Here is a 25,136-nt window from a genome sequence, read left to right on the forward strand (position 1 = left end):
CCGCTCCCCTTGCGGTGGCCCGGGGGGCCCCCCGGGGTTTGGCCGGGGGGGCCCCCAACTCGGTTCCGGCTCCGGCCCGGGCCGCCCGGCGCCGGACACCGCCGCACCGGCACCGGCACCGGCATCGGCATCGGCATCGGCATCGAGCAGTTGAACGTCTGGTCGGCGGCGGCTACGACCGTCGCCGACCAGACAGATGATCATCAAAAGGTGATCCCGGGGCAGTCGCGCATCCCCGAGGTCGACCAGGGAGGTGTTGGGATGGACGTGGCAGGCAAGGTCGCGGTCGTGACCGGTTCGGGCAACGGCATCGGGGAGGCGATCGCGAAACGGCTGGCCGCCGAGGGGGCCTCGGTCGTCGTCACCGACATCGAACGCGACAACGTCACGCGGGTGGCCAACGAGATCGGAACGGTCGGTCTCGAGGCGGACGTCACGAAGGAGGACGAGGTCAAGGCGGTAGCTCGACTCGCACGCGAGACATACGGGCGCATCGACATCTGGCACTCCAATGCTGGCCTCGCCGGGCCACGGCAGCCCGACAGCCTGCAGGACGAGGATCTGTGGAACGGGATGTGGCGGCTCCACGTGCTAGCGCACCTGTACGCCGCGCGCGAGGTGCTGCCCGAGATGGTCGCCCGCGGCGACGGTTACCTGCTGCAGACGGCGTCGTCCGTCGCCCTGGCCACCCAGCCCGAGAAGGTCGGCTACGCGGTCACCAAGCACGCCGCGCTCGCGTTCTCGGAGTGGCTGGCCGTCCGGTACCGCCCGCGGGGTGTGAAGGTCTCGTGCTTCTGCCCCGGGCCCATGCTCACGCGGATGCTGCTCAGCAACGGCTTCGCCGCGGACGATCCGGCGATCAGCGGTGCGCTCACACCCGAGCAGGTCGCCGACCTCGTGGTGCGGGCTCTGGCCGACGAGCGGTTCCTCATCCTGACGCAGCCCGACGACGTTCGTGCGCTCGTCGGCAAGGGCACCGACTATGACGCCTGGGTGGACGACTACTCGCGGCTCCTCTCGACATCGAGTGTGGGGGCCGCTGGCGCGGCTGACGCCCAGGAATCTCGACCGTCATCGACAGCCTGACAATCGCCGCTGTCAACCTGCCGGTATCCAGTACAGGCAAGAATGAAGGGTACGGAATGATGATCGATCGACCGCGGTGCCTGGGTTGCGCGAACCGTGAGGCGCTGACGCACCTCGCCGGCGGTACAGCCCGCGCACTGAACCGCGATGCCGACCCCTGCCTGGCGCCCGCCCGCCTGGTGAACCGATGAGCCTGAACCTGGATCTTACCGGGAAGGTGGCCATCGTTACCGGCGGTAGCCGAGGCATCGGGCGCGCGATCGTCCTCGGACTGGCGAGGGCGGGCGCCGATGTCGTGGTCACCAGCCGCAAGCTCGACAACTGCAAGGCCGTGGCTGACGAGGTGGCCACGGAGACGGGGCGGCGAGCCCTCCCGGTGCAGGTCAACGTGAGCGACTGGGATGACTGTGGGCGCCTGTACGACACGGTCTACGCGAACTTCGACCAGTGCCATGTGCTCATCAACAACGCCGGCTTGGCGCTGTTGTACGGCGACGACCCCGCTCAGGTGACTGAGTCCATGTACGACAAGACGCACAACGTCAATTCTCGTGGGCCGTTCCGCCTCTCCGCGCTGTTCGGATCGCGGATGAGCCAGAATACCGGGGGCTCCATCATCAACATCTCCACGGCCGGATCGTGGCGTCCTGACGGCAACGACCTTCCCTATGCGATGGCCAAGGCCGGCCTCAATGCCATGGCGCTGGGGCTGGCCGGCGTCTGGGCGCCGAAGGTTCGTGTCAACACGGTCCTGCCCGGCGCGGTCGACACCGACATGAGCTCGGTATGGAGCCCGGAGCTAAGGGCGCGCGCGGCCGAGATGAATCCGATGAAGCGGATCGGAAACCCCGAGGACTACATCGGCGTCTGCGTCTTCCTCGCGTCCGACGCGTCCAGCTACATCAACGGCGCGCAGATTCTGGCCGACGGCGGCCTGTTCCGGACCCTCTGATGCTGGCCGCCTACAGCTCCGACTACGGCTCGATCGAGGACCTGCGAGTCGAGGAACTGCCAGACCCGGTCGCCGGCGACGGCGAGGTGGTCGTCGACATCACCGCGGCGGCCGTGAACTTTCCCGACATCCTCATCCTGAACGGCAGCTATCAGGTGCCCTATCCGCCGCCGATCATCCCCGGCTCGGAGTTCGCCGGCACGGTGCGGTCCACTGGCCCAGGAGTCGAAGACTTCCAGGTGGGCGATCGGGTGGCCGGCTCCACTCCGGTCGGCGCCTTCGCGCAGCAGATCGCGGTGCCGGCGGGAAGCCTGTGGCGCGTCCCGGCGGAGGTCGACCTCGCCGACGCCGCGGCCTTCCGGGTAACGTATCTGACCGCCTATCACTCGCTACGCAGCGTGGCCGCGGTGCAACCGGGTGAATGGGTCGTCGTGCTAGGCGCTGCGGGTGGAGTGGGCCTGTCCTGTATCGATGTCGCCAAACTGCTCGGCGCACGGGTTCTGGCCGCGGCATCCGGCCCCGACAAGCTCGCGGTCTGTCAGGGGCGAGGCGCCGACGCCGTCGTCGACTACCACGCCGAAAAGCTGCGCGACCGGGTCAAGGAACTCACCGATGGCGGGGCGAGCGTGGTCATCGATCCGGTCGGCGGCGACCACGCCGAAGCAGCGTTGCGTGCCATGCGGTATGGCGGCCGGTTTGTATGCGTCGGGTTCGCCTCGGGGCAGATCCCGAAGATCCCCCTCAACCTGGTCCTGTTGAAGGGCGTGGCGATCCTCGGCATGGAGATGCGCTCGTTCATAGTCCAGCGGCCGGCCGACTTCGCCCGGGACGAGTCCGAAGCGCTGGAGGCCCTCCGTTCCGGCAGGCTCCGGCCGCTCATCGGGGCGCGCTTCACTCTCGAGGACGTGGCCGAGGCGATGCGGACAGTCGGCGAGCGTCGAGCGGTCGGGAAGGTGGTCATATTCCCGCACGGCGGGTAGTCGCCGTGCACGCGGCGGTCCGCCCCTCCGGGGGCGGGCCCCCGGACAACCCCAGCAACCGCACCGGTTTCCCGTCACGTCACGACCTATCGCCAGGGACAGAGTGACTACGCCGCGTCGAACGTGCAGCGAAGATCTGATCATCGGGCTCGGCGACGGACTCCGAGGTGGCGAGTGTCGGGTGACGGCCGGACAGCGGCGCGGCGGAGGCACTGCCGTCGGCAGCTCGGGCGATACGTGCCGGGACCGTGCTCGGCGCGGCCCAAGCCATCGTTCGAGCGCGTCGTTCAGGTGCCCGATCCCGCACGGCGCCTGGCCAGGCATCGTCCTGGCCCGCATCCACCGCAGGTCGTACCCGGGCCCGACAAGTCAACCTTCGGCCTCATGCGCCTGCGTGCGGTCCTCGGGATTAATGACTCCGTCAGCGGAACGCGTCTAGCGCAGGAAGTGCGAATGATCGAGGCCAATGGGCTGAGCAAACACTACGGCGAGAAGATCGCCGTCGACGATCTTTCGTTCGTCGTCCGGCCCGGACGGGTGACGGGGTTCCTCGGCCCCAACGGCGCGGGAAAGTCGACGACGATGCGTCTCATTCTCGGCCTCGACAGGCCGACGGCCGGCACAGTGACGGTCAACGGCCGCCCATACGCCGAGCACGCCATGCCGCTGAAGCAGCTCGGCGCACTGCTGGAGGCGAAGGCCGTGCACACCTCGCGGTCGGCCTACAACCATCTCCGGGCACTTGCCGCGACACATGCCATCCCCAACTGGCGGGTAGACGAAGTGATCGACATGGTCGGGTTGCGTGAGGTGGCCCGCAAGAAGGCAGGGTCCTTCTCCCTGGGCATGGGGCAGCGGCTGGGCATCGCGTCGGCACTGCTGGCCGATCCCGCTGTGGTAATGCTCGACGAGCCGGTCAACGGTCTGGACCCCGAAGGTGTTCGGTGGGTGCGGAAACTGCTGCGCGACCTCGCCCACGAGGGCCGGACGGTGCTGCTGTCGAGCCATCTCATGAGCGAGATGGAGCTCACCGCGGATCATCTGCTGATCGTCGGCCGTGGCCGGCTGCTGGCCGACATGTCGATGGAGGAGATGCACGAGTCGGCCACGACCGATCGCGTCCTCGTCCGAAGCCCAGAAGCCGAGCGGCTACGCGCCGCGGTGGCGGGACCGGGCGTGACCGTGACCTCGACAGAGCCACAGCTCATGGAGATCACTGGAGTGGGCGCGCACCACCTCGGGAAGATCGCGGCCGGTCTCGGCCTGGTGCTCTACGAACTGACGCCGCAACGCGTCACGCTGGAGGACGTGTTCATGAAGTTGACGGCGGAGGCCACCGAGTACCGCACCGCGGCGCGGACGGTTACGAACGTCGGCAGCGCTCAGGAGGTGACGACGTGAGCACCGTGGCCGCTGCGATCTCGCGGGACCCGGCGGTACGCCGTGAGGTGCCGGCCAAGCCGGTCCGCCTGCGACAAGTGATCTACTCCGAGTGGATCAAAATCACCACGCTGCGCTCAACCTGGTACGTCCTCGTCTTCACCATCCTCGGGATGGTGGGGATCGGGGCGATCGCCTCGGCCGTCTCCGCCGCCCACTGGGACTCGATGCGCGCGACCAGTCGGGCGACGTTCAGCCCGGTGGACACCAGCCTGACCGGCGTGGCGCTCGCACAGATGATCATCGCCGTGCTGGGAGTGCTGCTGACGACCGGCGAGTACACCACCGGGATGGTGCGGTCCTCGCTGTCCGCGGTGCCGCGCCGGCTACCAGTGCTGTGGGCCAAACTGGCGGTGTCGGCGGCGTTGTCGTTGATCGTCAGCGTCGTCGGCGGCCTTATGGCGTTCTTGGTTGGTCAGGCCCTGCTCGGCTCCCACAGCACCACCCTGAACGAGTCACACGCGATGCCGGCGATCCTGGGCGCCGCGTTCTATCTGATGACCATTACCGTGGTCGCCTCCGCCGTCGGCTTCATCCTTCGTTCGACGGCCGGCGGCATCGCCACGGTGCTCGGGGTGCTACTGGTAGTACCAGTCATCGGCAACGTGCTGCCGGCGAGTTGGCAGCATCACCTGATGCCCTATCTGCCAAGCAATGCCGGAAATGCCGTCTACGCGGTGCACCCATACAATGACGCACTGTCCACGGGCGGCGGTCTCATCGCCCTCTGCATTTGGATCGTTGCAACATCGACAATCGCTGCCGTACTGCTGCGCCGCCGCGATGCATAGGCTCCCAAGCAGGTACAGCCGATAGCCGATAGCCGTCCAATATCCAACACGGAAACGAGGTTCCCCGGTGGAGGTGGGATGGTGGGCTCGCGCCAGGCGACGGTGGCCGTGGCTGGCCGACCTCCCCGCCCCCCTCGCTCTAGAGGCGCTGACCGTCGGTGATGCGATCCGCCCCGGGATTCCCTGGTGGGGGTGGCTGTTGGCGCAGTGTATGGTTCTGCCGCTCTTCCTGCGCCGCCACGATCCGCAGGCGGTGTTCGTCGTTGTCGCGGTGGCCGTGGTCGTTCAGGAGTCTGTCGGCGTCCGGCTCGCTGCCGCCTCCGCGCTACTGGTAGCCATATACACGATCGCCGCCCACGGTCGACGTCGTCACAGGGCCCTGAACGCGACGCTGATCGAGGCCGTGGCTGTGGTGGCCTCGATCAGGCTTGCCCCGCTCGCCAACAGCGTCCTCGGCTCGTTCATCTTCGTGAACAGCCTCGTCGCGGCGGCGATCTTTCTGGGTATGGCGGTTCACTCCCGCCGCCAGTACCTGGCATCGCTGGAGGACAGGGCCAGGCGAGCCGAGCGGGAGCGCGATCATCAGGCGCAGCTCGCGGCCACCGCGGAGCGGGCTCGGATCGCCCGCGAGATGCATGACGTCATCGCCCATAGTCTCTCGGTGGTGATCCGTCTCGCGGATGGTGCCGTGGTCGTTGGCCGTACTGAGCCGGACACCGCGACGGAGGCGATGGAGCAGGTCGCGTCGACCAGTCGTCAGGCGCTCGCCGAGATGCGTCGCCTCCTCGGCGTCCTGCGGGAGGTCCAAGGGCCCATGGACGTACCGGCCCTTGAGATGGCCCCGCAGCCAGGATTCGACCAGCTGGACACGCTGCTCGACGATGTCCGCGCCACCGGTCTGCCCGTCCGCTTCACTGTCCGTGGCGCCCCACGGCCGCTCCCCACCACCGCCGAGTCCACGATTTTCCGTCTGGTGCAGGAGAGCATCACCAACGTGCTCAAGCACGCGGTACGCCCGACGCGGGTCGATGTCGAGCTGAGCTGGCAGGGTGACGAAATCGCTATTACTGTTCGCGACGATGGCATCACGACCCGCCGCACGCCCACCCCGGGTGGCCACGGCCTGCGGGGCATGCTCGAGCGGATAGCCCTGTACGACGGCGACCTGTCCTGGGGCCCGGCGTCGCCGGGTGGCTGGGAGTTGCGCGCCACCATGCGGCTGCACGAAGTGGTCGCATGACCATCAGCATCGTCGTCGTGGACGACCAGCCGCTGGTGCGGATGGGGTTTCGGATGGTGCTGAACGCCACCGACGAATTCCGCGTCGTCGGCGAGGCGGGCGACGGGGCCACGGGTGTCCGCGTCGCCGAGCAGCTCAGCCCCGACGTGGTGCTGATGGACGTCCGCATGCCCGGCATGGACGGGGTCGAGGCCACTCGGCGTATCTGCGCGAACCGCGCCGCCGGCCGCGTACTGGTGCTCACCACCTTCGACCTCGACGAGTACGCCTTCGCCGCGCTGAGAGCAGGAGCGAGCGGGTTTCTTCTCAAGGACGTACGCCCGGAGGAGCTCGTCGACGCCGTGCGCGCGGTCGCGGCCGGCGACGCCGTCGTGTCTCCTCGCATCACCCGCGAGTTGCTCAACCGCCACGCCGCGAGCCTCCAGACCGCCAGCGAACGCGCACACGAGCCGGACCCGGCCGCGGCGCTGACGCGACGCGAGCGCGAGGTCCTCCTCGAGGTCGCGGCCGGCCTGACCAATGCGGAGATCGCGGAGCGTCTCTTTCTCTCCGAGGCGACCGTCAAGACGCACATCACCCGCATCCTGGCCAAGCTCGAACTTCGCGACCGCGTACAGGCGGTCATCTTCGCCTACCAGAACGGCCTGATAGTCGACGGCCAACCGAGCCGCGACACGTTCGGTGAGCCAACCCGCTGAACGTCCAGCATCGTCGCTCCGTCCGCCGGCACCCATTGCGCGTCGCGTCTCGTTGATAACCTGACGGCATGCCTGCGATCAGACTGGGTAGCGCGCTCGTCGACCGGGTGGAGGAACAGACGCTGCCGGTCTCGCTTCGTCTTCTCACCGACGACGACGCCCTTCTTGCCCGCCGGGTATCCCCGCTGCCTGACGGATTCCTGGGCGGCAGGTCCAGGACGTTCCAGTTCTCCAACCACAGCTGGGTCGTCCGGGTTGACGGCCTCACGGTTCTCGTCGATCCCTGCACCGGCAACGGCCGGAAGGGCAGGGGGCATTTTTTCGACGACCTGGACGTCCCGTATCTGGAGTACCTCGCCCGCACCGGCGTGACGGTCGAGACGGTCGACGTCGTGTTCTGCACCCATCTCCACCACGACCACTGCGGTTGGAACACGAGGCAGGTCGACGGTGCATGGGTGCCGACCTTCCCCAACGCCAGCTACCTGTTCGTCGACCGGGAGTACCGGCGGTGGGACACCGCGAATCCGGACCGGCATGCCAACGAGTTCAATCCCAACGTCTTCGATGAATGTGTGCGCCCGGTCGTCGACGCGGGACTGGCTCGGATCGTGTCCGCCCCCTACGAGGTCTCGCCGAGCCTGCGGGTCGAGCCGGCGCCGGGCCACACGACCGGGCACGCGATGCTGAGCCTTGCCTCCGGCGGCGCCCGGGCGTACTTCAGCGGGGATGTCTTCCACCACCCGGTCCAGCTGACCCGGCCGGACCTCCATCTACCCGGGTGCGACGATCTGGCCACTGCCGTCGAGACCCGGCAGCGACTGGTGCGCAGAGCCCTCGACGAGGGAGCCTTCCTGTTTCCGGCGCACTTCCCGGCACCCCACTACGGCCGTCTCGCCGCCGACGGCGACGAGGTGTACTTCGTACCCGGAGGCGCTCCGTTCGATGATCAGGAGTCGGCGTCCGGCGATGCCCAGGGCACCGAGGAGCGTGGGTCGCGAGCCACCTGAGCGCGCGACACCAGCGGAAGCCGTGACAAGCCAACCGACCGCGACGCACTGCCGGCGCCGCGCCGCCGCCCGGATCATCCCTGAGCGGCGGACGGCGTGCAGTTCTGCTCGGGCAGCTTCCCGGACGGGGGGACGATGTGCTCGGCGGTCGCGGTGAGCAGCAGTCCGGAGGCGTTCGTGGACGCTGAGACGACGTTCAGGTCGAACGGCAGGCCGCCGACCGGAATCGGGATCGACGGAAGTAGCTGGCCCAGCGGGATCGGGATACTGAGGTTGATCGTTCCGCTGAGCGTCAGGTGTGATGGCACCAGGGTGATCTTGTTGTCGCGGACCTCGAAGGTGGTGACACCGTCGACCTGCTGGGTTCCGAGCACTGGCAGGTCGGCCGTGCCGGAGATCTCGACGCTGCGGCCGCCATCCTCCGGATTCACCTGGATCTTGCCGGGCATGCTCGCGAGGAAGGCGTTCAGATCGTCGTAGGTCATCCCGACGGTGGCGCGAACCTCGTCGATCGAGATCTGTCCGTCACGGCCGGTGAGCATGCTGAAAATCGGAACATGAATCCCCTTGATGTCCGCGTCCAGCGAGGAGATCCGGGGGCCGGGCGTCGCCAGGCCATCGACCGCGAGACTGATGTCCTTGAACTTCCCGAACGCAATCTGAGTCAGGAACGGGAAGCCGCCAATATGAACCCGCCGCACGGTCGGCGGGGGCAGGCCGCAGTCGAGGGTGGCCGCGACGCTCGTCTCGAGCTGCTTCGCCATCTGTTTCTCGGCCAACGCCACCGTGACACGGTCGACGATCGGGAAGAGCACGATCAGTACCACGACGATGATCGCGATGATCCGCGTCCACCGGCGTCGGAACTGGCGTCGAAGCCAGTGGCGAGACCGAGGGATGATGATCGGAACTGTCGTGTCAGCACCAGTATCGTCAAGGCTAGTACTCGGCCCGTGGGCGTCGGTCATCGGCACGTCCCGTCCTCGTCGCGCTCTCCTGACGCCTCATTTATGCCGATGGCGGTATGCACTCGCATGAGTCCGCGGGCTGATTCTTCCGGCCAGGGTAAGACCTGCGATGTATGCCGCAGGCCGGCCGATCGTCAGGCGTTCGAGGTCCTTCGGGGCGTGTGCATGCCTCGCCCGGCCGATCCAGCGAAGTGGCTTGATCCGCTGCCGTGGGCCAGTCACCGGGACGGTGCGGCGCTCACCAGGATGAGACTCGCGGAGGTCGATCCAGCGATCTCCCCTCACCGCCCAGGGCTGCGAGGTGGCGGGACAGATCTGTGCTCGGTGGCGTGGTGCCGGACTACGCGAACAACTCGGCCACTCGTTGCTGACCGTCGAGGAACTCCTGCAGCTGGATGGGGGTCCCATCTGGATCGGCGATGAAGAAGAACGCCGAAACTCGGGTGGTCGTGACGGGGCACATCGGGGTGATGCCCGCGTCGATCAGTTTCTGGTAGGTCGCCGCGGCGTCGGCGACGGTCAGCGCGATCTTGGGACGCCCGAGATCCTTCGGGTAGAAGGGGTCGATGCCGCGCCCGAGAGCGTCCGTGACATGGGGGCTGAACAGTTCGACGATCGTGCCGTTCATCTCTAGCCCGACCCGGGTCCATCCGTCCCGCTCGTCCGTGAACCGGCGGACGAACCCGAGGACCCGGGTGTAGAAGTCGACCGAGGCGGAGATGTCCGCGACCGTTATCCCCAGGTGTGAGAAGCAGATGACCTCGACGGGTGTCTGATTCACCGGGTTCCCCTCGCCACATCGCTCCCGACCTCGGCCGACGCTGACGCTACGCCACCAGGGCTGGGGGCTCCGACGGGACGAAGTCGAAGACCCGCTCGGCGTTCCCGCGAATGATCTTGTGCTGTACGTCGGCGGGCAGGCCGGCGACGCACTCACGGACGCGGTCCAGTGAGTGCGGCCAGTTGGTCGCGGTGTGGGGGAAGTCGGTCTCCACCATGATGTTGTCGGCGCCGATCTCGTCGATGAGCTTCGACGTGATCGGCTCGTGGATGAAGCAGCCGAAGATGTGCTCCCGGAAGATGTCGCTCGGCAGCGGGCCCTCCTTGGGCTCGGCCGTTCGGTTCAGCGTCTCCGTCCAGTCGGCGAGGGAGAGCACGGAAGGAATCCAGCCGACGCCGTTCTCCGACAGCACGAGCTTGAGGTTCGGGTAACGCTCGAAGTTGTCGCTCTCCAGCCAGTCGGTCAGGCTCGCCGAGCCCATGCGCGCACCGAGGAGCGAGGTGCTGGTGCCCGGCAGCATCTTGCGCTTCCGGTTCATCTCTTCGGTGCTGATGCCGGCCCGCTTGGCGACCTCACTGAGGTCGTTGTTCTTGATCGCATCCCGCATGCGCGTCGTCCAGTCGGCGCTGGAGTCCTCCTCGACCGCGCTCATGCCACTGCCGAGGTGCATGCACAGCGACAGGCGCGCGTCGTTCATCACCGAGAGGAGGGGATCCCAGTGCGGGTCGGTGACCGACGGGAAGCCGATCTTGTGTGGCGCCTGGCTGATCGAGAGCGCTCGGGCACCCTTCTCGATGACCCGCTCCGCCTCGGCCGCGGCGAGGTCGCCGTCCCAGAAGGGCACCAGGCCCATGCCGATGAACCGGCCGGGGTAGGCGGCCACCCACTCGTCGAGGTACCAGTCGTTGTAGGCCTGGATACAGAGGAGAGCCAGGTCCTTGTCCTTCGCGCGCTGGAACAGGCTTCCGGCGAAGCCGGCCATGTTGGGGAAGCACAACGCTGCCAGCTCGCGGTCGGTGTTCATGGCCTCGACGCGGGCCTTGGGGTCGTAGCACGCCGGCGCAACCTCGCTCCAGGACAGCGGAGTGAACATCTGCGGCCGGTTTTCCTTCGGCCAGATGGCCCCCCCGGTGCCCATGGCGTCCAGGGGAATCCGCCTGGTCTCCTCGAACAGCCACGACTCCCCGTGCTCGTCACTGACCCACCGGGGGCCGGTGTCGCGGTACTTGGCGGGCAGCCGATCCGTCCAGACGTTCGGCGGCTCGATCAGGTGGTCGTCCACCGAGATGATCCACTCGTCCACCGGCGTTCTCCAAACCTCGGCGTGAATCGGGGAAGGTCGTCCGTAGGTTACGAGTGAGAACTCACTCGGTCAACCATGCCTCCTCCGCGGCACCCACCTGGAGCCGGCCCAGGGCCGCTGGCGGCCCGACAGGCGAGCCCATGCCGGGGCCGGTCTGTCGCCGCTGCTCCGCCCCGGCCGCGGCGCTGGCGACGGCCCGCGCTCCGCCTCGCCCGTTCCCGCGCGCCGGCCGGATCATGAACGGCGTGGATCGCTCGGCGGCAGTACACTCACGCGAATGAGTCAGCACTCACACGCATCCGCTGCCTCCGGCAGGCGCAGGGCCAGCCCGAAGACACCGGAGGAGCGGCGTGCCGCCATCATCAAGGCGACCATTCCGCTCCTGCGTACGCGAGGCTGGTCTGTAACGACCAAGGAGATCGTCGCCGCCTCCGGCGTGTCCGACGGGACGGTCTTCAGCGTCTTCAAGAACAAGGAAGAGATCCTGCTGGCGACTCTTCAGGTCGCGCTCGACGCCGCCCCCGCGCTGGAGCGGCTGTCTCAGATCGACCGGTCGCTCCCGCTGGAGGACCGGCTGGCCCAGGCGGCCGAGATTCTCACCGGTCTGATGGCGACGCTCTGGGAGTTCTCGGGCACACTGCAGCTCGAGGCGGTCCGGGGGCGGCTTCCTCAGCGCTATTCGGGTGACTTCATCGCGCGGGAGATCCTGCCGGCGCTGTTCGAGCCGTCCAGAGATGATCTACGCATTGATCCCGCGGTCGCCAGTCAGGCCTTCCTGGTCCTGACGATGACCGGTTCGAATCAGCTCTTCTTCCAGCGGCCCCTGCAGGCGCCCGAGATTGTTTCGTTGATGCTGCACGGCATCCGCCGGTCGGATTCGGATTCGGATTCGGACGACTCCTGACTGACGCGGTCCGCCCGTGGCCACGATTCTCGCCGTGGCCGGACGGCAGCCGCCCACGGCGCCCAGCACCGGCCCGACAGCCCTGGTGGTCCACATACCGCCGCCGCCACTCAGCGCGATCTGTTCGGTGGCTGTCAGCGCGGCGATGGACGACGCAGACTCGTGCGACATAGCCTCCCCGATCTGCCCACGGCACCTGACCATACAAGTGAGAACTCACTCGGTCGAGGATGTGCCGCCCGGTCCCGCACGGACTGTGCGTGGCCGGGCCCCGGCCACGCGGACGCGGACAGGCCGCAGGTCGCGTCGCCGCTCGCCGGTCAGATACTCGACGGTCAGGTAGACGTAACACGCGGTTACCAGCTGCCGGGAGAAGCGCTCGAAGGTACCCTGGCGCCAGAGGACGGCACGCCGGCTTCATAGCCCGACCGCTCGATACCGTCCGTAGCGCTCACAACACTTACAGTTGCCGGTTGGGCACTTGCCGGGTAGGTTCCACCGAAAATTTGATCATGAGGTTCTCGCGCTTCTTGACCGAGTGAGTTCTCACTTGTAGTGTCCCGCATCACATTGACAGAGGTCGGCCGACACAAGGACGGAATGCAATGGCTGATCAGGGCAACAATGTCGAGGCCAAGAGGCGCCTTGGCCGATGGCGCGGCCCGGTCCGCCGGTCTCCGATCGGGAGCGGTACCCGGGGGCCGTGGTCTCGGCGGACGCGTGGCCGGCGGGCCGGCGCGCTCGCCATCGTGGTGACGGCCGCGGTGACCATGGCCGCCTGCGGCTCGTCGGGGAACGGCTCCTCAGCCTCGAGCGGGACGGCGTCGGCGGCCTCGGGTGCGCCTGTCGAGATCGGCATGCCTTTCCCATCCAATCTCCAGGCATTAGCCAAGCTTCTGGGCGGCTCGCTGGGGTCGAGTGGCGCGGCGCCACCCACGGACGAGGAGACGAAGGCCTACTACCAGGCGCTCGCCGACTATGTGAACAACCACGGCGGGTTGTTAGGTCGCAAGATCCAGCCGGTGTTCTACCCTCTCGACGCGACCAGGGCGGCGGGCGACTCGTCCGAGCAGGAGATGTGCACGCAGTTCACCCAGGACCATCACGTGTTCGCCGTAATGGACCTGCCGAACCACAGCGACACCATCGTCTCCTGCCTGCAGTCCGCGAACGTCATCGCCTTTGACGCGGCCGGCGGAAGCCTCGCCGCGGACGACACCTACTTCCAACAGCGTCCGCTGTACGCCACGGCGGGCGCGCTCAGCCTCACCCGGGCGGCGGCTCTCCAGGTGAACGGCCTGTTCCAGGGCGGCTTCTTCGGGCAGAACCCCAAGATCGGCCTCGTCGGCTACAACACCGACCCGTTCACGCGCGCCATCGACGAGTCGCTGAAGCCGGCGCTCGCCAGCCACGGTCTCACGATCACCGACCAGCAGCTGGTGAAGCCCGTGTCGGGAGTCAACGACATCGGCCCCACCCAGCAGGCGATCAGCAGCGCCGTGCTTCGCTTCAAGCAGCAGGGAATCGACCACGTCCTCTTCCTGGACACGCAGGGCGGCACGCTACGGCCGTTCACCCAGGCCGCGTCGACCCAGAAGTACTTCCCGAAGCTGGGCTTCACGACCAATGAGCTGCCCGCGCAGCGGGCATACGCCGGGAACAAGACCGACCCGGACCAGGAAGTCCGATACGCGAACTCGATGGCGGTGGGTTGGTACCCGTCGGCCGACGCGGTCAACCCGCCGGTCAACGCCACGGGCGCCCTGTGCAACAAGATCATGGAGGCCTCGGGCGCCAGCCCGTCACAGGCCCAGTTCTTCTGGAACATGTGCGACCAGCTGCTGGTCTTCACGGCCGGGGTGAACGCGGGCGGAAAGCTGACGCCGCAGGACGCCATCACGGGACTCGGAAAGGCCAAGAACATCCCGAGCGCGGAGCTGCTCGGACCGCCCGACTACTCCGGCGGCCGCCGCGACGGGGTCACCATCGCCAAGCTCCTGAAGTACACGCCCAGTTGCACGTGCTTCCAGTACAGCGGGGGCCCGCTACCAGCCAGCGCGTTCACGACAACCAGTTGACAAACAGGGAGGCGGCGGTCGTTCGGCCCGTTCCGGGGCTGGCGACCGCCGCCGTGCTGATGCCCGCGACACCCAGGAGCGACAGAGCGTCCGGGAGAGTCTTGATGAGTAACAGCTGGTATCTAAGCACCGCCCTTTTCACCCCGGCGCCATCGCCCTGGATCGCCAAGGTCGGGTTCCGTCCGGCGCTGGCGGCGTCGCGAGGAGCCTGTTCATGATGACGGGCGGCGACGCCGGCGTCGTGAGCGCGGCCCGCGCAGAGAGCGCCTCCGCCGACGCGGACACGGCGCTGGACGACGGCGGGCTCGACGTCATGTCGGGCGTCATCGCTCGGGTGCGGCAGCGGCGAGCCGAAGGAAGGCGCCTGCTCCTCACCGGAGCCAGCGGTGAGGCCGGGCAGATCCGGTCCCTGGGAGCCGACATTGCCACTTCGGGCACCGGCTGGTACCTGCTAATCGCGCTGAGCCTGTTCGCGGCGCTGGATGAGGCGACGGCGTACCTGGTCACCGCGCTCGGCCCTGACATCAGCAGTTCGCTGGGCGTCGATGCCAGCACCTACGCGATGCTGGCCACCCAGCGCCAGACCTTTGTCGGGCTGACGGCCCTGCAGTTCGCGGCGATCTTCTACAAGCGCAGTCAGCGCGTCATGATCTCCAAAAACCTGGGATTCCAGTACGGCCCGTCGCTGGTGCTGGGCAGCATCGTGACGTGGGTGCCGGCGATGACGACCGTGATCGGCAGCTCGGGCGCCGGGGCCGCGGTGGTCTACTCCGCGCACCGCCCAATGATCATGGACTCCTATCCGCCCGCCGCCAGGCTGCGGGCGCTGAGCTTCCACCGCGGCGCCGGCGTCATCGGCGCGATTCTCGGCCCGGCCCTGGTCGCGATCCTGGCCGGGCCAGTGGGGCTGTCCTGGCGCGGCGTCCTGTTGGTGGCCGGAGTCGTCTTCCTCGCGGCGTCGCTGATTGGCCTGTGCCTTCGCGAGCCCGGCTACGGACGCCACGACTCCGACCAGGTGGCCGGTCTGATGCGGACGGACCAGTCCGGCCCGCCGCCGCGTCGGGAAGACGCCACCGAGCTGACGTTCTGGGAGGCGCTGCGACGGGTGTGGACGATCCGCACGGTGCGGCGGCTGCTGTCGGTGTGGGCCGTGCTGGGGGTGGCGGTCAACCCGGTCGTCACCTACCAGGGGTTCTGGCTGAAGGAGCAGTTCAGCCTGACCACCTCCGAGCGCGCGACCTTCTTCGCCGCGAGCTGGCTGTTGGCGCTGCCAGCGCTGTGGTACTACTCGCGTCGAGGGGAGAAGATCTGGCGGCGGGAGCCGGCCCAGCTGGTCAGGATGGTCGCCTGGGCGTTGGTGTTCCTCGCGGGCGGTCTCGTCCTCGCCGTGATCCCCGTCCTGGGAGTGAGCCTCGCCGGCTTCTCCATCGTGTTCGCCTCCGAGGCCGTCGCCGTCGCGGCGCTGAGCCTGGTCATGATGTCGATCGTCCGGCCACGGGCCAGGTCGATCGCTGTGTCGCTGGGGGCGGTCTACTTCGGGCTGGTGGGCGGGGAGGGCGGCACCATCCTCCTCGGCGACATCGAGTCCAGGTACTCGGCCGCCGCGGCGATCGCCACGCTGGTCGTGCCCGCGCTGGGCGCCGCCGCTCTGCTGGGGCGGGGCGCGAAGAGCGTGACCGGGGACCTGGACTCGGTCGTCAGCGAGATCCTCGAGGACGAGGGGGTCCGTGATCTGGCCGTCAGCGGCAGGCAGGAACCGCCGCTGCTCGCGTGCCGCGGGATCGACTTCTCGTACGGCCAGCTCCAGGTGCTGTTCGGGGTCGACTTCACCGTGCGCGACGGCGAGATGCTCGCGCTGCTCGGCGTCAACGGCGCAGGGAAGTCGAGCCTGCTGAAGGTGATCTCCGGGCTCGGAATGCCCAGCGCCGGCTCCGTGCGGCTACGAGGCCACGACATCACCTATGTCGACGCCGAGAAGCGGGTGAGCCGTGGGATCACGCAGATACCGGGCGGCCGGGCCGTGTTCGGGCCGCTGACCGTGGCCGAAAACCTGCGGGGCCTGGGTTTCAGCCTGGGTCGGGACAAAAAACGCCTCGACGCGGCCATCGACGAATGTTTCGAGATGTTCCCCAGGCTGGCCGAGCGACGTAACCAGCCGGCGTTGACGCTGTCCGGCGGCGAACAACAGATGCTGGCACTCTCGAAGGCTTTCATCCTGAAACCACGGCTGTTGCTGATCGACGAGCTGTCGCTCGGGCTGGCGCCGATCGTCGTCGACCGGCTGCTGGCCATGGTTCGCCAGATCAATGCGGCGGGCACCGCGGTGGTGCTGGTCGAACAGTCCATATCGCTCGCGCTGAGCGTCGTGAACCACGCGTACTTCATGGAGAAGGGCCAGGTTCGGTTCGACGGCTCCTCGGCGGATCTGCTGGCCCGTGACGACCTGCTCCGCGCGGTGTTTCTCGGAGCGGCCTCTCAAGGCGGGAACGGCGCATGACATCGCTCTCTGCACTGCCGGACGTAGCGGTCCACGGGTTCCACGTGCCGCTGTCGGCCGTGGTGCTCGGCATGCTTTCCGGACTGACGTTCGGCCTCCTGGCCGTCGGGTTGGTCCTCATCTACCGGACGAGCCGCATCATCAACTTTGCGCACGGCCAGATGGGCGCCTTCGGGGTCGCGGTCCTGAGCCTGCTCACCCACAAATTCCATATTCCCTACTACGTGGCGCTGATCCCCGGCCTGGCCGCCGGCGGCCTGGCCGCCGGGGCCACCGAGCTCGTGGTCATACGCCGTCTACGGAATACCACTCCGGTCATGAGCATCGTCGCGACGCTGGGCGTCGGCGCGTTCCTGACCGAGGTTGCCTCGGTGGTGGACTCCAGCGCCTTCAGCGGGGTGACTCTGCCGAGCCCTCCCGGGATGCCGGTGATCAACCTGGGCGACCTGCGCATCGACGAGGCCTACACGGCCATGCTCATCCTCGGTCCGGCGACGGTGGCGGCGCTCACCCTCTTCCTGCGCTACAGCCGCTTCGGGCTCGGTATCCGGTGCTCGTCCGCGAACCCGGAATCGGCCCGGCTGGCCGGCATTTCCGTACAGAACATGTCCAGCCTGTCCTGGGTCCTGGCCGGTGTCCTGTCCGCGCTGACCGCGCTGCTGGTGATTCCCGCCTCCGGTTTCTCCTCGTCCACCGACTTCGGGCCGCCGCTGTTGCTGCGGGCGCTCACCGCCGGCGTCATCGCCCGGATGTACAGCCTGCCGATCGCATTCGGCGCCGGCGTGCTCATCGGAGTCGTGCAGCAGGTCGTCCTGTTCAACTACCCCAACTCCGACGGTCTGCCCGACCTGGTGTTCTACGTTCTGATCCTCGTCGTTCTCCTGAGCCAGCGGAGCGCGCGCGGACGGGCGGAGGAGAAGGGTAGCTGGGCCTCGGTCGCGTCATGGAAGCCGCTTCCGGCCAGGGTCGCCCGGCTGCCCGAGGTCCGGGGCTTCCGCTGGGGACTTACCGGGATCGGCCTGGTGGTGGCACTGCTCCTCCCGCTGATGGTGTCGAACGCGAGCGCGGTCTCCCTCTCGACGGTGATCACGTATGCCATCGTGGGCGTGTCGGTCGGCATCGGAACGGGACTGAGCGGTCAGTTGAGCCTGGGCCAGTTCGCGGTGGCCGGCGTCGGCGCCGTCGTGTCGTTCAAACTCGACTCGAGCGTGCCGTTCCCGCTGGCCCTGGTCATCGCGGCCCTGGGCGGGGCCGCGATATCCCTGGTCATCGGGGTTCCCGCACTCCGACTCAAAGGCCTCATGCTGACCGTCACCACACTCGGCTTCGCTCTCATGGCGAACGGCTGGGGGCTGGAGCAGAACTGGGCCCTCGGCGGCGGGGTGCGGCCGCCGCGCCCCGCTGTGTTCGGGAAGGTCCTCGACACGGGCCGGTCCTACTATTACGTGGCGCTGGCGGCTTTCCTCATCGTCCTGCTGATCGCCTGGAACGTCCGCCGTCTCGCCTTTGGCCGGGCTCTGCTCGCGGTCAGGGACAACGAGAGCAACGCGCGCGGCTTCACCGTGCGGGTCACGCGGCTCAAGATCCAGGGGTTCGCGCTGGCCGGATTCATCGCTGGCTTCGGCGGTGCCGTCTATGGACATCTGCTGAGCAGCGTCGACGCGTCGACGTTCTCGGTGCAGGCGAGCATCGACACCGTCGCCATGACGGTCATCGGTGGTGTCGGGCTTCTGATCGGACCGTTGATCGGGGCGTTCTACGTCATCGGCCTGCCACGCTTCCTCCCGTTGGACGCGGCGGGCATCGCCGCGACCGACCTCGGCTGGCTGATCCTCATCCTCTACCTTCCGGGCGGCATCGCGCAGGGGCTCGAACCGTTGCGGACGCGCTACGTCCGGTGGGCCGCGGCCCGGCACGGCCTCGACATCGACACCGAGGAACCGATCCTCTCCGAGAGCGCGCGCGCCGGGAGGCTGTCCGTGGTGGCGGAGCCTCGGCGGGTCCCGGTCAGGCCGGAGACCGCGCTGCTGGACGTCCGCGGCCTGCGGAAGAGCTTCGGGGGCATCGCCGCCGTGCGGGACGTGTCGCTCTCGGTCCACAAGGGAGAGGTGGTCGGCCTCATCGGCCCCAACGGTGCAGGCAAGACGACCACCTTCGAGCTGATCAGCGGATTCACCCGCCCCAACCAGGGCGAGGTCCTCTTCAACGGCGACGACGTGTCGTCGTTGAGCCCCGAGCGGCGGGGCCGGCTGGGACTCATCCGGTCCTTCCAGGACGCCGCGCTGTTCCCGACGCTCACGGTCACCGAGACGGTGCGGCTGGCGTTCGAACCACGCCTGGCCACCAGCTTCTCCCTCTCGGTTCTCGGCCTGCCCGGGACGGAGAAGGAGAAGGCCCGGCGCGCGAGCGACCTGGTGGACATCATGGGGCTCGGGTCCTATCGGGCCAAGCAGATCCAGGAGCTGTCGACCGGTACCCGGCGGATCACCGAGCTGGCCTGCATGATCGCCCTGGCGCCGACGCTGTTGCTGCTGGACGAGCCGTCCTCCGGGGTGGCCCAGCGGGAGACCGAGGCGCTCGGCGTCCTCCTCCGCCGGCTCAAGGACGAACTGGACCTGACCATGCTGGTCATCGAGCACGACATCCCGCTCATCATGGGCATGGCTGACCGGGTCATCGTCATGGACGTCGGAACGGTCATCGCGGACGGATCGCCGGACGAGGTCCAAGCCGATCCGCTGGTGATCGACGCCTATCTCGGGGCCAGCGCGACCGTGCTCCACCGCTCATCGTCGGTACCCCGGCCGGCTTCCGTCGGGACCGCGTCCGAGCAGCCCTCCACGGCGATCACCCCGACCGTCTAGATGAACACGAAACCCGACGAAAGGGCGTATCCGCCCGGTGGCGGCGCAGTGCGACAGGACCTCCAGGCGCGGGAGTGCGACGGCATGACGGCACGACAGCAGACGGATATCCACTGGAATGTACGGCCGGTCATCAGGGCTTCCGCCCTGGCTCTCGCGCTGGCCGTGGCGGCCGGCGTCCTCACCGGCTGCCGTGTCACCGGTCTGGTCTTCACCGGAGGGCAGATCCGCATCACCAGCCCGGGCGCCTCGTCGACGGTGTCGGAGCTGCCCATGAAGATCACTTGGACCGCGGGGAGCCTGGCCCGGCCGGGAGACCAGTTCGCGGTATTCCTGGACCAGCCGACCATCCGGCCGGGCCAGAACGTGCTGAAGCTCGTCCCGGAGTCCTGCCGGAACCTGCCCACGTGCTCCCGCGAGCAGTTCCTGAAGCAGGTGAAGGTGTGGATCACGAAAAGCCCGGCGCTGGTCCTGGACAGCATTCCGCGGGCGAACCCGATCGGGAACGACCGCGAGTACCACTCGGTGACCGTGGTGGTCGTGGACAAGTCCCTGAAACGGGTCGGGGAGCAGTTCGCCTCGATCGACTTCATCTACCAACGAGGGGTCATTGACTTCTGACCGCGGTGCTCGCGTCCCGAGGTCACGTTTCCTGGCTCTCCCCTGCCCGGAGAAAGGATCACGGCCGACCGCGTCACGCGTGAGGAAGGCTGAGCTCCGGTTCCCGCGCGCCGCCCTCGCTGGCAGAGCCCGCGGTGCTCAGCCGCCGGCGGTGCCTGTGACGCGCAGGACGGCGTCGGCCATGGCGCGTTCACCGAGCTCATTGGGGGTGGACCGCCGCGGCCGAGCGCGTGGGGAACAGTGGCTCGATCCAGCCGACGCGACCGGCTCGGCGGCATCCTGCACGAGTACGAACATGCGGCCTGACCTGCCCGGACGTATTTTTCGGCAGGTACAGGGTTGACAGGTCCAGCCATGCCGCTAGATTTGTGGTCGATCGACCAACTATGGAGTGTGGCGATGGGCCGGCGGCAGCTGTTCGACTCGGACGAGGTCCTGCTGACGATGATGCAGCTGTTCCGCCGCCAGGGTTTTCACGCCACGTCGCTGCGGGATCTGGAGACCGCCACCGGGCTGCACCCGGGCAGTCTGCACCGCACGTTCGGGAACAAGGACGAGATCTTCCGCTCCGCGCTGGACGCCTATATCGACCGGGTGGTTCGCCGCCGGATCGCCGAGCACCTCGGCGGGGTCGACGACCCGCTCGCCGGCATCCGGAGCTACTTCACCTCGACGTTCGAGACCGGCCTAGACCGTGACCCGGGCTGTCTGGTGACGAACAGCGCGGTGGAGTCCTACGCCCTCGACGAGCTCACGAACCGCGGCGTGCGGCGAGGGCTGGACGAGATTGAACGGGGCCTCGCCGGCGCGGTCGAACGCGCCCAAGCGGCCGGCCAGATCCCGGCGGCCCGGCGCGCGGACCGTCTCGGGCTGCGGCTGCTGGTCGACTACCAGGGCGTGCTGGTCCTGGTGCGCTCCGGCGCCGAACCGGCACGGCTGCGGCAGGTCACCAACGACATCGTCACCGCGCTACGCGAAAAACCAGGCTGACCCCGCCACCCACCGAACCCGTCCACCCCCGCGGCGTCGTGGACCCACGACTACGTATGCCTGGCAGGCCGGCTGCGGCCACCCCGCCAGTTGATCAACTCTGTCGCCGTCCGCTTCAGCGCGCCCGCGTCCGCTTGGAGGCACCCCGTGTCCAGTTCCCGAACCGTCCTCGTCCTCACCTCGCACGCCCGCTTCGGCGACACCGACCGTCCCACCGGCTTCTGGTATGAGGAACTCGCCGCCCCGTACTACGTCCTCGCCGACACCGGTATCCAGGTCACGTTGGCCTCGCCCGCCGGCGGCCAGCCGCCGGCCGATCCCGCCAGCCTTGCCCCGGCAGCCGTGACCCCCGCGGTCGACCGCTTCCGCGCCGACTCCGACGGCCTTGCCCAGCTGGGCGCGACCGTGCCGCTGGACGACTTGGACCCCCGTGACGTCGACAGCGTGTTCCTGGCCGGCGGCCACGGGACCATGTGGGACTTCCCCGACAACCCGCTGCTGGCCGCCCTTCTGACGGATGTCCTCGCCCGCGGCGGGACGATTGGGGCGGTCTGCCATGGTGCCGCCGCGCTCGTCGGCCTCACCATCGCGGGACGTCCGCTCGTCGACGGCCGTGCCCTCACCGCGTTCAGCGACACCGAGGAAGACCTCGTCGCCGCGACCGACCTCGTCCCCTTCTCCCTGGAACAGCGGCTACGCGCCCGCGGCGCCCGCTACACCGCCGGCCTACCGTTCGTCGCGCATGCCCTCCGGGACGGCCAGCTCGTCACTGGGCAGAACCCCGCCTCCTCTGCCCAGGTCGCCGAACTCCTGATCGAGACGCCGCGGCCGGCACGGACAGCCCCGACCCGGCCGTGAGCGGGCACCACAACCTCGCCCAGCACGTCCTCGATCAGGTCGAGTCCCTAGGCGGGATGACGCTGCGCCGGTTCTTCGGCGGCTGGGCGCTGTGCCACACCGGCCGCCAGGTCGCCATGATCATGGACGCTCTCTACGTCAAAATCCCGCCCGGCGACCGGCCAGCATGGGAGGCAGCAGGCAGCCGGCCGTTCACCTACCAGGCTGCCGGCAAAACCGTCACCGTCCGCGCCTACTACAGCGTCCCCGACGACACGCTCGACGACCGCGACGCCCTGACCACCCTCATCCGCCACACGATCAGCAAGCTCCCCGCACAGGCCCGGACGTGACTGCCGCCGCCGTCGCCGCCGCCAGCCCGATATCTCCAACACATGCCCGCGGACCAGCCAGTCCCGTTCCCGGGGCCACGGGAACATCCGTTGCAGATCTGGGACTGCACCGGCGGCGCGGACCAGCGGTGGAACGTGCCGAGCTGAGTCACCGTCCGGCCAGGTGCCGCTCCAGCCCGTCCAGCAGGAGGCCCAGGCCGAACTCGAACAACTGATCCAGGTCCAGCTCCATCTCGCTGTTGACCAACCGATTCAGCAGCGGGAAGTCGCCGGTACCGGCGATGACGCGGAAGCCGTGCTCCTGGGTCTGCATCCACTCGTCGCTCGTCAGCCCCGAGTCCTGCTCGGCCTGGGCCTCAGCCTCAAGGTTGAGGGCCAGGCCGCGCACGTGGCTGAACAGCGTCGTGTGGACGTGCATCATCTCCTGGATCGTCAGGCCCGACCCGTCCAGCGCGCGCAGCGCCCACTCGGTGTGTCGCATCCCGTTGGGGATCAGCTGCGGGCGGGTGACGGACAGCGCCAGGGCGAGCCACGGGTGGCGGCGGAACCCTTGCCACTGCACGCGGGAGGACAGTTCCAGCTGGGCTCGCCAACCCTTGGGCGGTCGGGCCGGCAGGGGGTCCTCGCCGAGCACGCTGTCCATCATGGACACCAGCAACTCGTCCTTGCCGTTGACGTGGCGGTAGAGGGACATCGGGGCCGCGCCCAGCTCGGTCGCGATGCGCCGCATGGACAACTGCGCCAGGCCCTCGGCGTCGGCGACCCGGATAGCTGCCGCCACGATCCGCTCGCGGGTCAAGTCGGAATCGCCCTCGTGTCGGCGCGCGCCGCGCGCCGACACGCTCGCCGGCTGGGCGGGTACGGCCGAGCCGGCGACCACCGTGCCCCGACCCGGTAGCGACCGGGTCACCCCCTCGGCGTTCAGGGTCGCGAGCACCTTCGTCGCGGTGGCCAGGGCCACGCCCCACTCGCGGGTGATGCCGCGTGCCGATGGCACCGGGTCGCCAGGTCGCAGTTCGCCATCGGCGATCCGGGCGCGGATCTCTTCGGCGATGCGCCGGTACGGAGGCTGAGTCATCGATCGCTCCCCCCTCCCGTACTAGTACACCAAGTGGTTTGACTAGCACACGTACGGTGTGCGCAAAGGTTGGTACAGCGTACGCAACGAGGAGGCACAGCAATGGTCAACCGGACGGTACTGATCTCGGGCGCAGGCATCGGCGGGCCGGCGCTCGCGTTCTGGCTGCGGCGGCATGGCTTCGCACCGACGGTCGTGGAGGTCGCGCCCGCGCCCCGACCCGGCGGGCACGCCGTGGACCTGCGCGGAGCCGGGCGCGAGGTGGTCGAGCGGATGGGGCTTCTCGACACGGTACGGGCGGAGCGCGTCGACGAGCGCGGATTCGCCTATGTGGACGGTCGCGGCCGGTGGACCGCGAGGATGCCAGCCGACCTGTTCGACGGCGAGGGCATGGTCGCGGAGATCGAGATCATGCGTGGCAACCTGACCCGCATCCTGTACGACGCCACTCGCGACGGCACCGAATACGTGTTCGACGACCGGATCACCGGGCTGACCGAGGACGGGGACGGCGTCAAGGTGGCGTTCGCCAGCGGTGCCGTGCGGCGGTTCGACATTGTGGTCGGCGCGGACGGGCTGCACTCCGGGATACGCCGGCTCGCCTTCGGGCCCGAGCAGGAGTTCGTGCGGCACCTCGGTGGGTACATGGCCTACTTCACGGTCCCGAACCCGGGCAACCTGGACCACTGGTTCCTCATGCACGGCGCGCCGGGCGGGCTGGTCGCCGGCATCCGGCCGGAGAACGGCGGCACGGCCAAGGCGATGCTCAGCTTCACCTCCCCGCCGCTGGACTACGACTGGCGCGATGCGCTTGCCCAGCAGGAGATCCTGCGCGCCAAGTTCACCGGAGTGGGCTGGCTGGTACCGCAGATCCTCGCCGCGATGCCCGGCGCCGGGGATTTCTACTTCGACTCGCTGAGTCAGGTCCACATGGGACAGTGGTACCGAGGGCGGACGGTGCTGCTCGGCGACGCCGGGTACTGCGGCTCGCCGCTGGCAGGGCTCGGTACGGCGATGGCGCTCGTCGCCGCCTACGTGCTCGCCGGTGAACTGTCCGCGACACCGGACGACCACGAGGCGGCGTTCGCCCGGTACCAGGATGAGATGCGCGTCTATGTGAAGCAGTGCCAGACCCTGCCACCCGGTGGCATGAAGGGCTTCGCGCCGAACAGCGCGCTGATGATCCGCATGCGCAACCTCTCGATGACCATGATGACCCGCTGGCCGATGCGCGCGCTCGCTGCCAAGCAATTCCAGAAGGCCGACGCGATCGCGCTGAAGGACTACTGACGGTGATCTATTGACAACAAGCCGATCGCAAGCGCTCGATGGGCGAACAGTTCCACTCTTTCCCACCCGCCCGTCCACCGTTTCTGGCGGAAAGGGGAGGTTGTGTTCACTCGTGTGTGATCGATGCGCCCCGGACCCCGGCCGCGACCGGCCCGGCCAGCCTCGAGGAACTGCTGCTTCCACTTCCCGACCGACGTCTCGGGCACCTTGTTCCGCCGGGCGGCCTCCGCGATCGTGACCTCGCCGGCGAGCACCGACAACACCTTCCGGATCTTGTCCTCGGCGGGGAACACCGGCGGACGACTCATCTGACGATCTCCTTGGGCTCAGACCAACAAACCCCTGATAGGCCTCGACCGTCGTTGCGCGAGATGT

Annotated in this window: 22 protein-coding genes; 17 read left to right on the top strand and 5 right to left on the bottom strand. The window is 68.3% G+C overall.

Annotation, left to right across the window (positions count from 1 at the left end; translation table 11 throughout):
- Nucleotides 1–261: 261 nt before the first annotated feature.
- The 8 genes from QOZ89_RS09995 (at nt 262) to QOZ89_RS10030 (ending at nt 8,197) form a co-directional block, all read left to right on the top strand.
- Nucleotides 262–1,086: an SDR family oxidoreductase gene (locus QOZ89_RS09995; RefSeq protein WP_312623605.1), complete on the top strand. Its 825-nt coding sequence runs from the start codon at nt 262–264 to the stop codon at nt 1,084–1,086.
- 187 nt (nt 1,087–1,273) lie between these two features.
- Entirely contained in the window at nt 1,274–2,038 is a 765-nt protein-coding gene (locus QOZ89_RS10000; RefSeq protein WP_071051309.1) for an SDR family NAD(P)-dependent oxidoreductase, read from the top strand.
- Nucleotides 2,038–3,018, top strand: coding sequence for an NADPH:quinone oxidoreductase family protein (locus QOZ89_RS10005; RefSeq protein WP_312623606.1), 981 nt, complete (start codon nt 2,038–2,040; stop codon nt 3,016–3,018). The genes QOZ89_RS10000 and QOZ89_RS10005 overlap by 1 nt, the downstream gene beginning before the upstream one ends.
- A 453-nt stretch (nt 3,019–3,471) precedes the next feature.
- Nucleotides 3,472–4,419, top strand: a complete 948-nt coding sequence (locus QOZ89_RS10010) for an ABC transporter ATP-binding protein (RefSeq protein ID WP_071051311.1) — start codon at nt 3,472–3,474, stop codon at nt 4,417–4,419.
- The gene (locus QOZ89_RS10015; protein WP_083419291.1) at nt 4,416–5,249 is read left to right on the top strand and encodes an ABC transporter permease subunit; all 834 of its coding nucleotides are present in this window, start codon (nt 4,416–4,418) and stop codon (nt 5,247–5,249) included. The genes QOZ89_RS10010 and QOZ89_RS10015 overlap by 4 nt, the downstream gene beginning before the upstream one ends.
- A 73-nt stretch (nt 5,250–5,322) precedes the next feature.
- Nucleotides 5,323–6,489 (top strand): sensor histidine kinase, encoded by a 1,167-nt coding sequence (locus QOZ89_RS10020; protein ID WP_491677178.1) that lies wholly within the window; start codon nt 5,323–5,325, stop codon nt 6,487–6,489.
- Nucleotides 6,486–7,187 (top strand): response regulator, encoded by a 702-nt coding sequence (locus tag QOZ89_RS10025; RefSeq protein ID WP_071051313.1) that lies wholly within the window; start codon nt 6,486–6,488, stop codon nt 7,185–7,187. Before QOZ89_RS10020 ends, QOZ89_RS10025 begins: the two co-directional genes overlap by 4 nt.
- 68 nt (nt 7,188–7,255) lie before the next feature.
- Nucleotides 7,256–8,197, top strand: coding sequence for an MBL fold metallo-hydrolase (locus QOZ89_RS10030; protein WP_071051315.1), 942 nt, complete (start codon nt 7,256–7,258; stop codon nt 8,195–8,197).
- A 74-nt stretch (nt 8,198–8,271) separates the two neighbouring features.
- Here the strand turns inward: QOZ89_RS10030 and QOZ89_RS10035 are convergent, their stop codons facing one another.
- The 3 genes from QOZ89_RS10035 to QOZ89_RS10045 form a co-directional block, all read right to left on the bottom strand.
- A complete protein-coding gene (locus tag QOZ89_RS10035; RefSeq protein WP_071051317.1) occupies nt 8,272–9,024 on the bottom strand; it encodes an LmeA family phospholipid-binding protein in 753 nt (250 codons plus the stop codon).
- 481 nt (nt 9,025–9,505) lie between these two features.
- Entirely contained in the window at nt 9,506–9,946 is a 441-nt protein-coding gene (locus tag QOZ89_RS10040) for a VOC family protein (RefSeq protein WP_071051319.1), read from the bottom strand.
- 46 nt (nt 9,947–9,992) lie between these two features.
- On the bottom strand, nt 9,993–11,249 hold the full coding sequence (locus QOZ89_RS10045) for an amidohydrolase family protein (RefSeq protein ID WP_071051321.1): 1,257 nt from the start codon (nt 11,247–11,249) through the stop codon (nt 9,993–9,995).
- A 277-nt stretch (nt 11,250–11,526) separates the two neighbouring features.
- Here QOZ89_RS10045 and QOZ89_RS10050 point away from each other — a divergent pair, with 277 nt between their 5' ends.
- The 8 genes from QOZ89_RS10050 (at nt 11,527) to QOZ89_RS10085 (ending at nt 22,393) form a co-directional block, all read left to right on the top strand.
- Entirely contained in the window at nt 11,527–12,153 is a 627-nt protein-coding gene (locus tag QOZ89_RS10050; protein ID WP_312623607.1) for a TetR/AcrR family transcriptional regulator, read from the top strand.
- 857 nt (nt 12,154–13,010) lie between these two features.
- On the top strand, nt 13,011–14,231 hold the full coding sequence (locus QOZ89_RS10055) for an ABC transporter substrate-binding protein (protein ID WP_071051326.1): 1,221 nt from the start codon (nt 13,011–13,013) through the stop codon (nt 14,229–14,231).
- Nucleotides 14,232–14,445: 214 nt separating this feature from the next.
- On the top strand, nt 14,446–16,728 hold the full coding sequence (locus QOZ89_RS10060; protein ID WP_312623608.1) for an MFS transporter: 2,283 nt from the start codon (nt 14,446–14,448) through the stop codon (nt 16,726–16,728).
- Nucleotides 16,725–19,592: an ABC transporter permease subunit gene (locus QOZ89_RS10065; protein ID WP_071051329.1), complete on the top strand. Its 2,868-nt coding sequence runs from the start codon at nt 16,725–16,727 to the stop codon at nt 19,590–19,592. Before QOZ89_RS10060 ends, QOZ89_RS10065 begins: the two co-directional genes overlap by 4 nt.
- Before the next feature lie 84 nt (nt 19,593–19,676).
- Nucleotides 19,677–20,213 (top strand): hypothetical protein, encoded by a 537-nt coding sequence (locus QOZ89_RS10070; RefSeq protein ID WP_131804115.1) that lies wholly within the window; start codon nt 19,677–19,679, stop codon nt 20,211–20,213.
- A gap of 399 nt (nt 20,214–20,612) precedes the next feature.
- Nucleotides 20,613–21,203 carry a TetR/AcrR family transcriptional regulator gene (locus tag QOZ89_RS10075; protein ID WP_312623609.1) on the top strand — a complete coding sequence of 197 codons (591 nt, stop codon included), beginning with the start codon at nt 20,613–20,615 and terminating at the stop codon, nt 21,201–21,203.
- A gap of 147 nt (nt 21,204–21,350) precedes the next feature.
- Nucleotides 21,351–22,061 carry a type 1 glutamine amidotransferase domain-containing protein gene (locus QOZ89_RS10080; protein ID WP_312623610.1) on the top strand — a complete coding sequence of 237 codons (711 nt, stop codon included), beginning with the start codon at nt 21,351–21,353 and terminating at the stop codon, nt 22,059–22,061.
- Entirely contained in the window at nt 22,058–22,393 is a 336-nt protein-coding gene (locus QOZ89_RS10085; RefSeq protein ID WP_071051333.1) for a TfoX/Sxy family protein, read from the top strand. Before QOZ89_RS10080 ends, QOZ89_RS10085 begins: the two co-directional genes overlap by 4 nt.
- 148 nt (nt 22,394–22,541) lie before the next feature.
- On the opposite strand, the gene QOZ89_RS10090 is transcribed toward QOZ89_RS10085, so the two are convergent.
- Nucleotides 22,542–23,471 (bottom strand): TetR/AcrR family transcriptional regulator C-terminal domain-containing protein, encoded by a 930-nt coding sequence (locus QOZ89_RS10090; RefSeq protein WP_312623611.1) that lies wholly within the window; start codon nt 23,469–23,471, stop codon nt 22,542–22,544.
- A gap of 102 nt (nt 23,472–23,573) precedes the next feature.
- On the opposite strand from QOZ89_RS10090, the gene QOZ89_RS10095 reads away from it, so the two are divergent.
- Nucleotides 23,574–24,761: an FAD-dependent monooxygenase gene (locus QOZ89_RS10095; RefSeq protein ID WP_312623612.1), complete on the top strand. Its 1,188-nt coding sequence runs from the start codon at nt 23,574–23,576 to the stop codon at nt 24,759–24,761.
- Here QOZ89_RS10095 and QOZ89_RS10100 read toward each other — a convergent pair.
- A complete protein-coding gene (locus tag QOZ89_RS10100; protein ID WP_312623613.1) occupies nt 24,755–25,069 on the bottom strand; it encodes a transposase in 315 nt (104 codons plus the stop codon). The genes QOZ89_RS10095 and QOZ89_RS10100 overlap by 7 nt on opposite strands.
- Nucleotides 25,070–25,136: the final 67 nt, after the last annotated feature.

The organism is Pseudofrankia coriaricola (genome assembly GCF_032027725.1).
In the GTDB taxonomy this organism is placed as follows: Bacteria; Actinomycetota; Actinomycetes; order Frankiales; family Frankiaceae; genus Pseudofrankia.

Coding starts and splice junctions, on each gene's coding strand:
- QOZ89_RS10005 (WP_312623606.1), top strand. CDS start 2,038: ATGCTGGCCGCCTACAGCTCCGACTACGGCTCGATCGAGGACCTGCGA.
- QOZ89_RS10095 (WP_312623612.1), top strand. CDS start 23,574: ATGGTCAACCGGACGGTACTGATCTCGGGCGCAGGCATCGGCGGGCCG.
- QOZ89_RS10055 (WP_071051326.1), top strand. CDS start 13,011: ATGCCTTTCCCATCCAATCTCCAGGCATTAGCCAAGCTTCTGGGCGGC.
- QOZ89_RS10000 (WP_071051309.1), top strand. CDS start 1,274: ATGAGCCTGAACCTGGATCTTACCGGGAAGGTGGCCATCGTTACCGGC.
- QOZ89_RS10065 (WP_071051329.1), top strand. CDS start 16,725: ATGACATCGCTCTCTGCACTGCCGGACGTAGCGGTCCACGGGTTCCAC.
- QOZ89_RS09995 (WP_312623605.1), top strand. CDS start 262: ATGGACGTGGCAGGCAAGGTCGCGGTCGTGACCGGTTCGGGCAACGGC.
- QOZ89_RS10100 (WP_312623613.1), bottom strand. CDS start 25,069: ATGAGTCGTCCGCCGGTGTTCCCCGCCGAGGACAAGATCCGGAAGGTG.
- QOZ89_RS10050 (WP_312623607.1), top strand. CDS start 11,527: ATGAGTCAGCACTCACACGCATCCGCTGCCTCCGGCAGGCGCAGGGCC.
- QOZ89_RS10090 (WP_312623611.1), bottom strand. CDS start 23,471: ATGACTCAGCCTCCGTACCGGCGCATCGCCGAAGAGATCCGCGCCCGG.
- QOZ89_RS10025 (WP_071051313.1), top strand. CDS start 6,486: ATGACCATCAGCATCGTCGTCGTGGACGACCAGCCGCTGGTGCGGATG.
- QOZ89_RS10030 (WP_071051315.1), top strand. CDS start 7,256: ATGCCTGCGATCAGACTGGGTAGCGCGCTCGTCGACCGGGTGGAGGAA.
- QOZ89_RS10010 (WP_071051311.1), top strand. CDS start 3,472: ATGATCGAGGCCAATGGGCTGAGCAAACACTACGGCGAGAAGATCGCC.
- QOZ89_RS10070 (WP_131804115.1), top strand. CDS start 19,677: ATGACGGCACGACAGCAGACGGATATCCACTGGAATGTACGGCCGGTC.
- QOZ89_RS10060 (WP_312623608.1), top strand. CDS start 14,446: ATGATGACGGGCGGCGACGCCGGCGTCGTGAGCGCGGCCCGCGCAGAG.
- QOZ89_RS10075 (WP_312623609.1), top strand. CDS start 20,613: ATGGGCCGGCGGCAGCTGTTCGACTCGGACGAGGTCCTGCTGACGATG.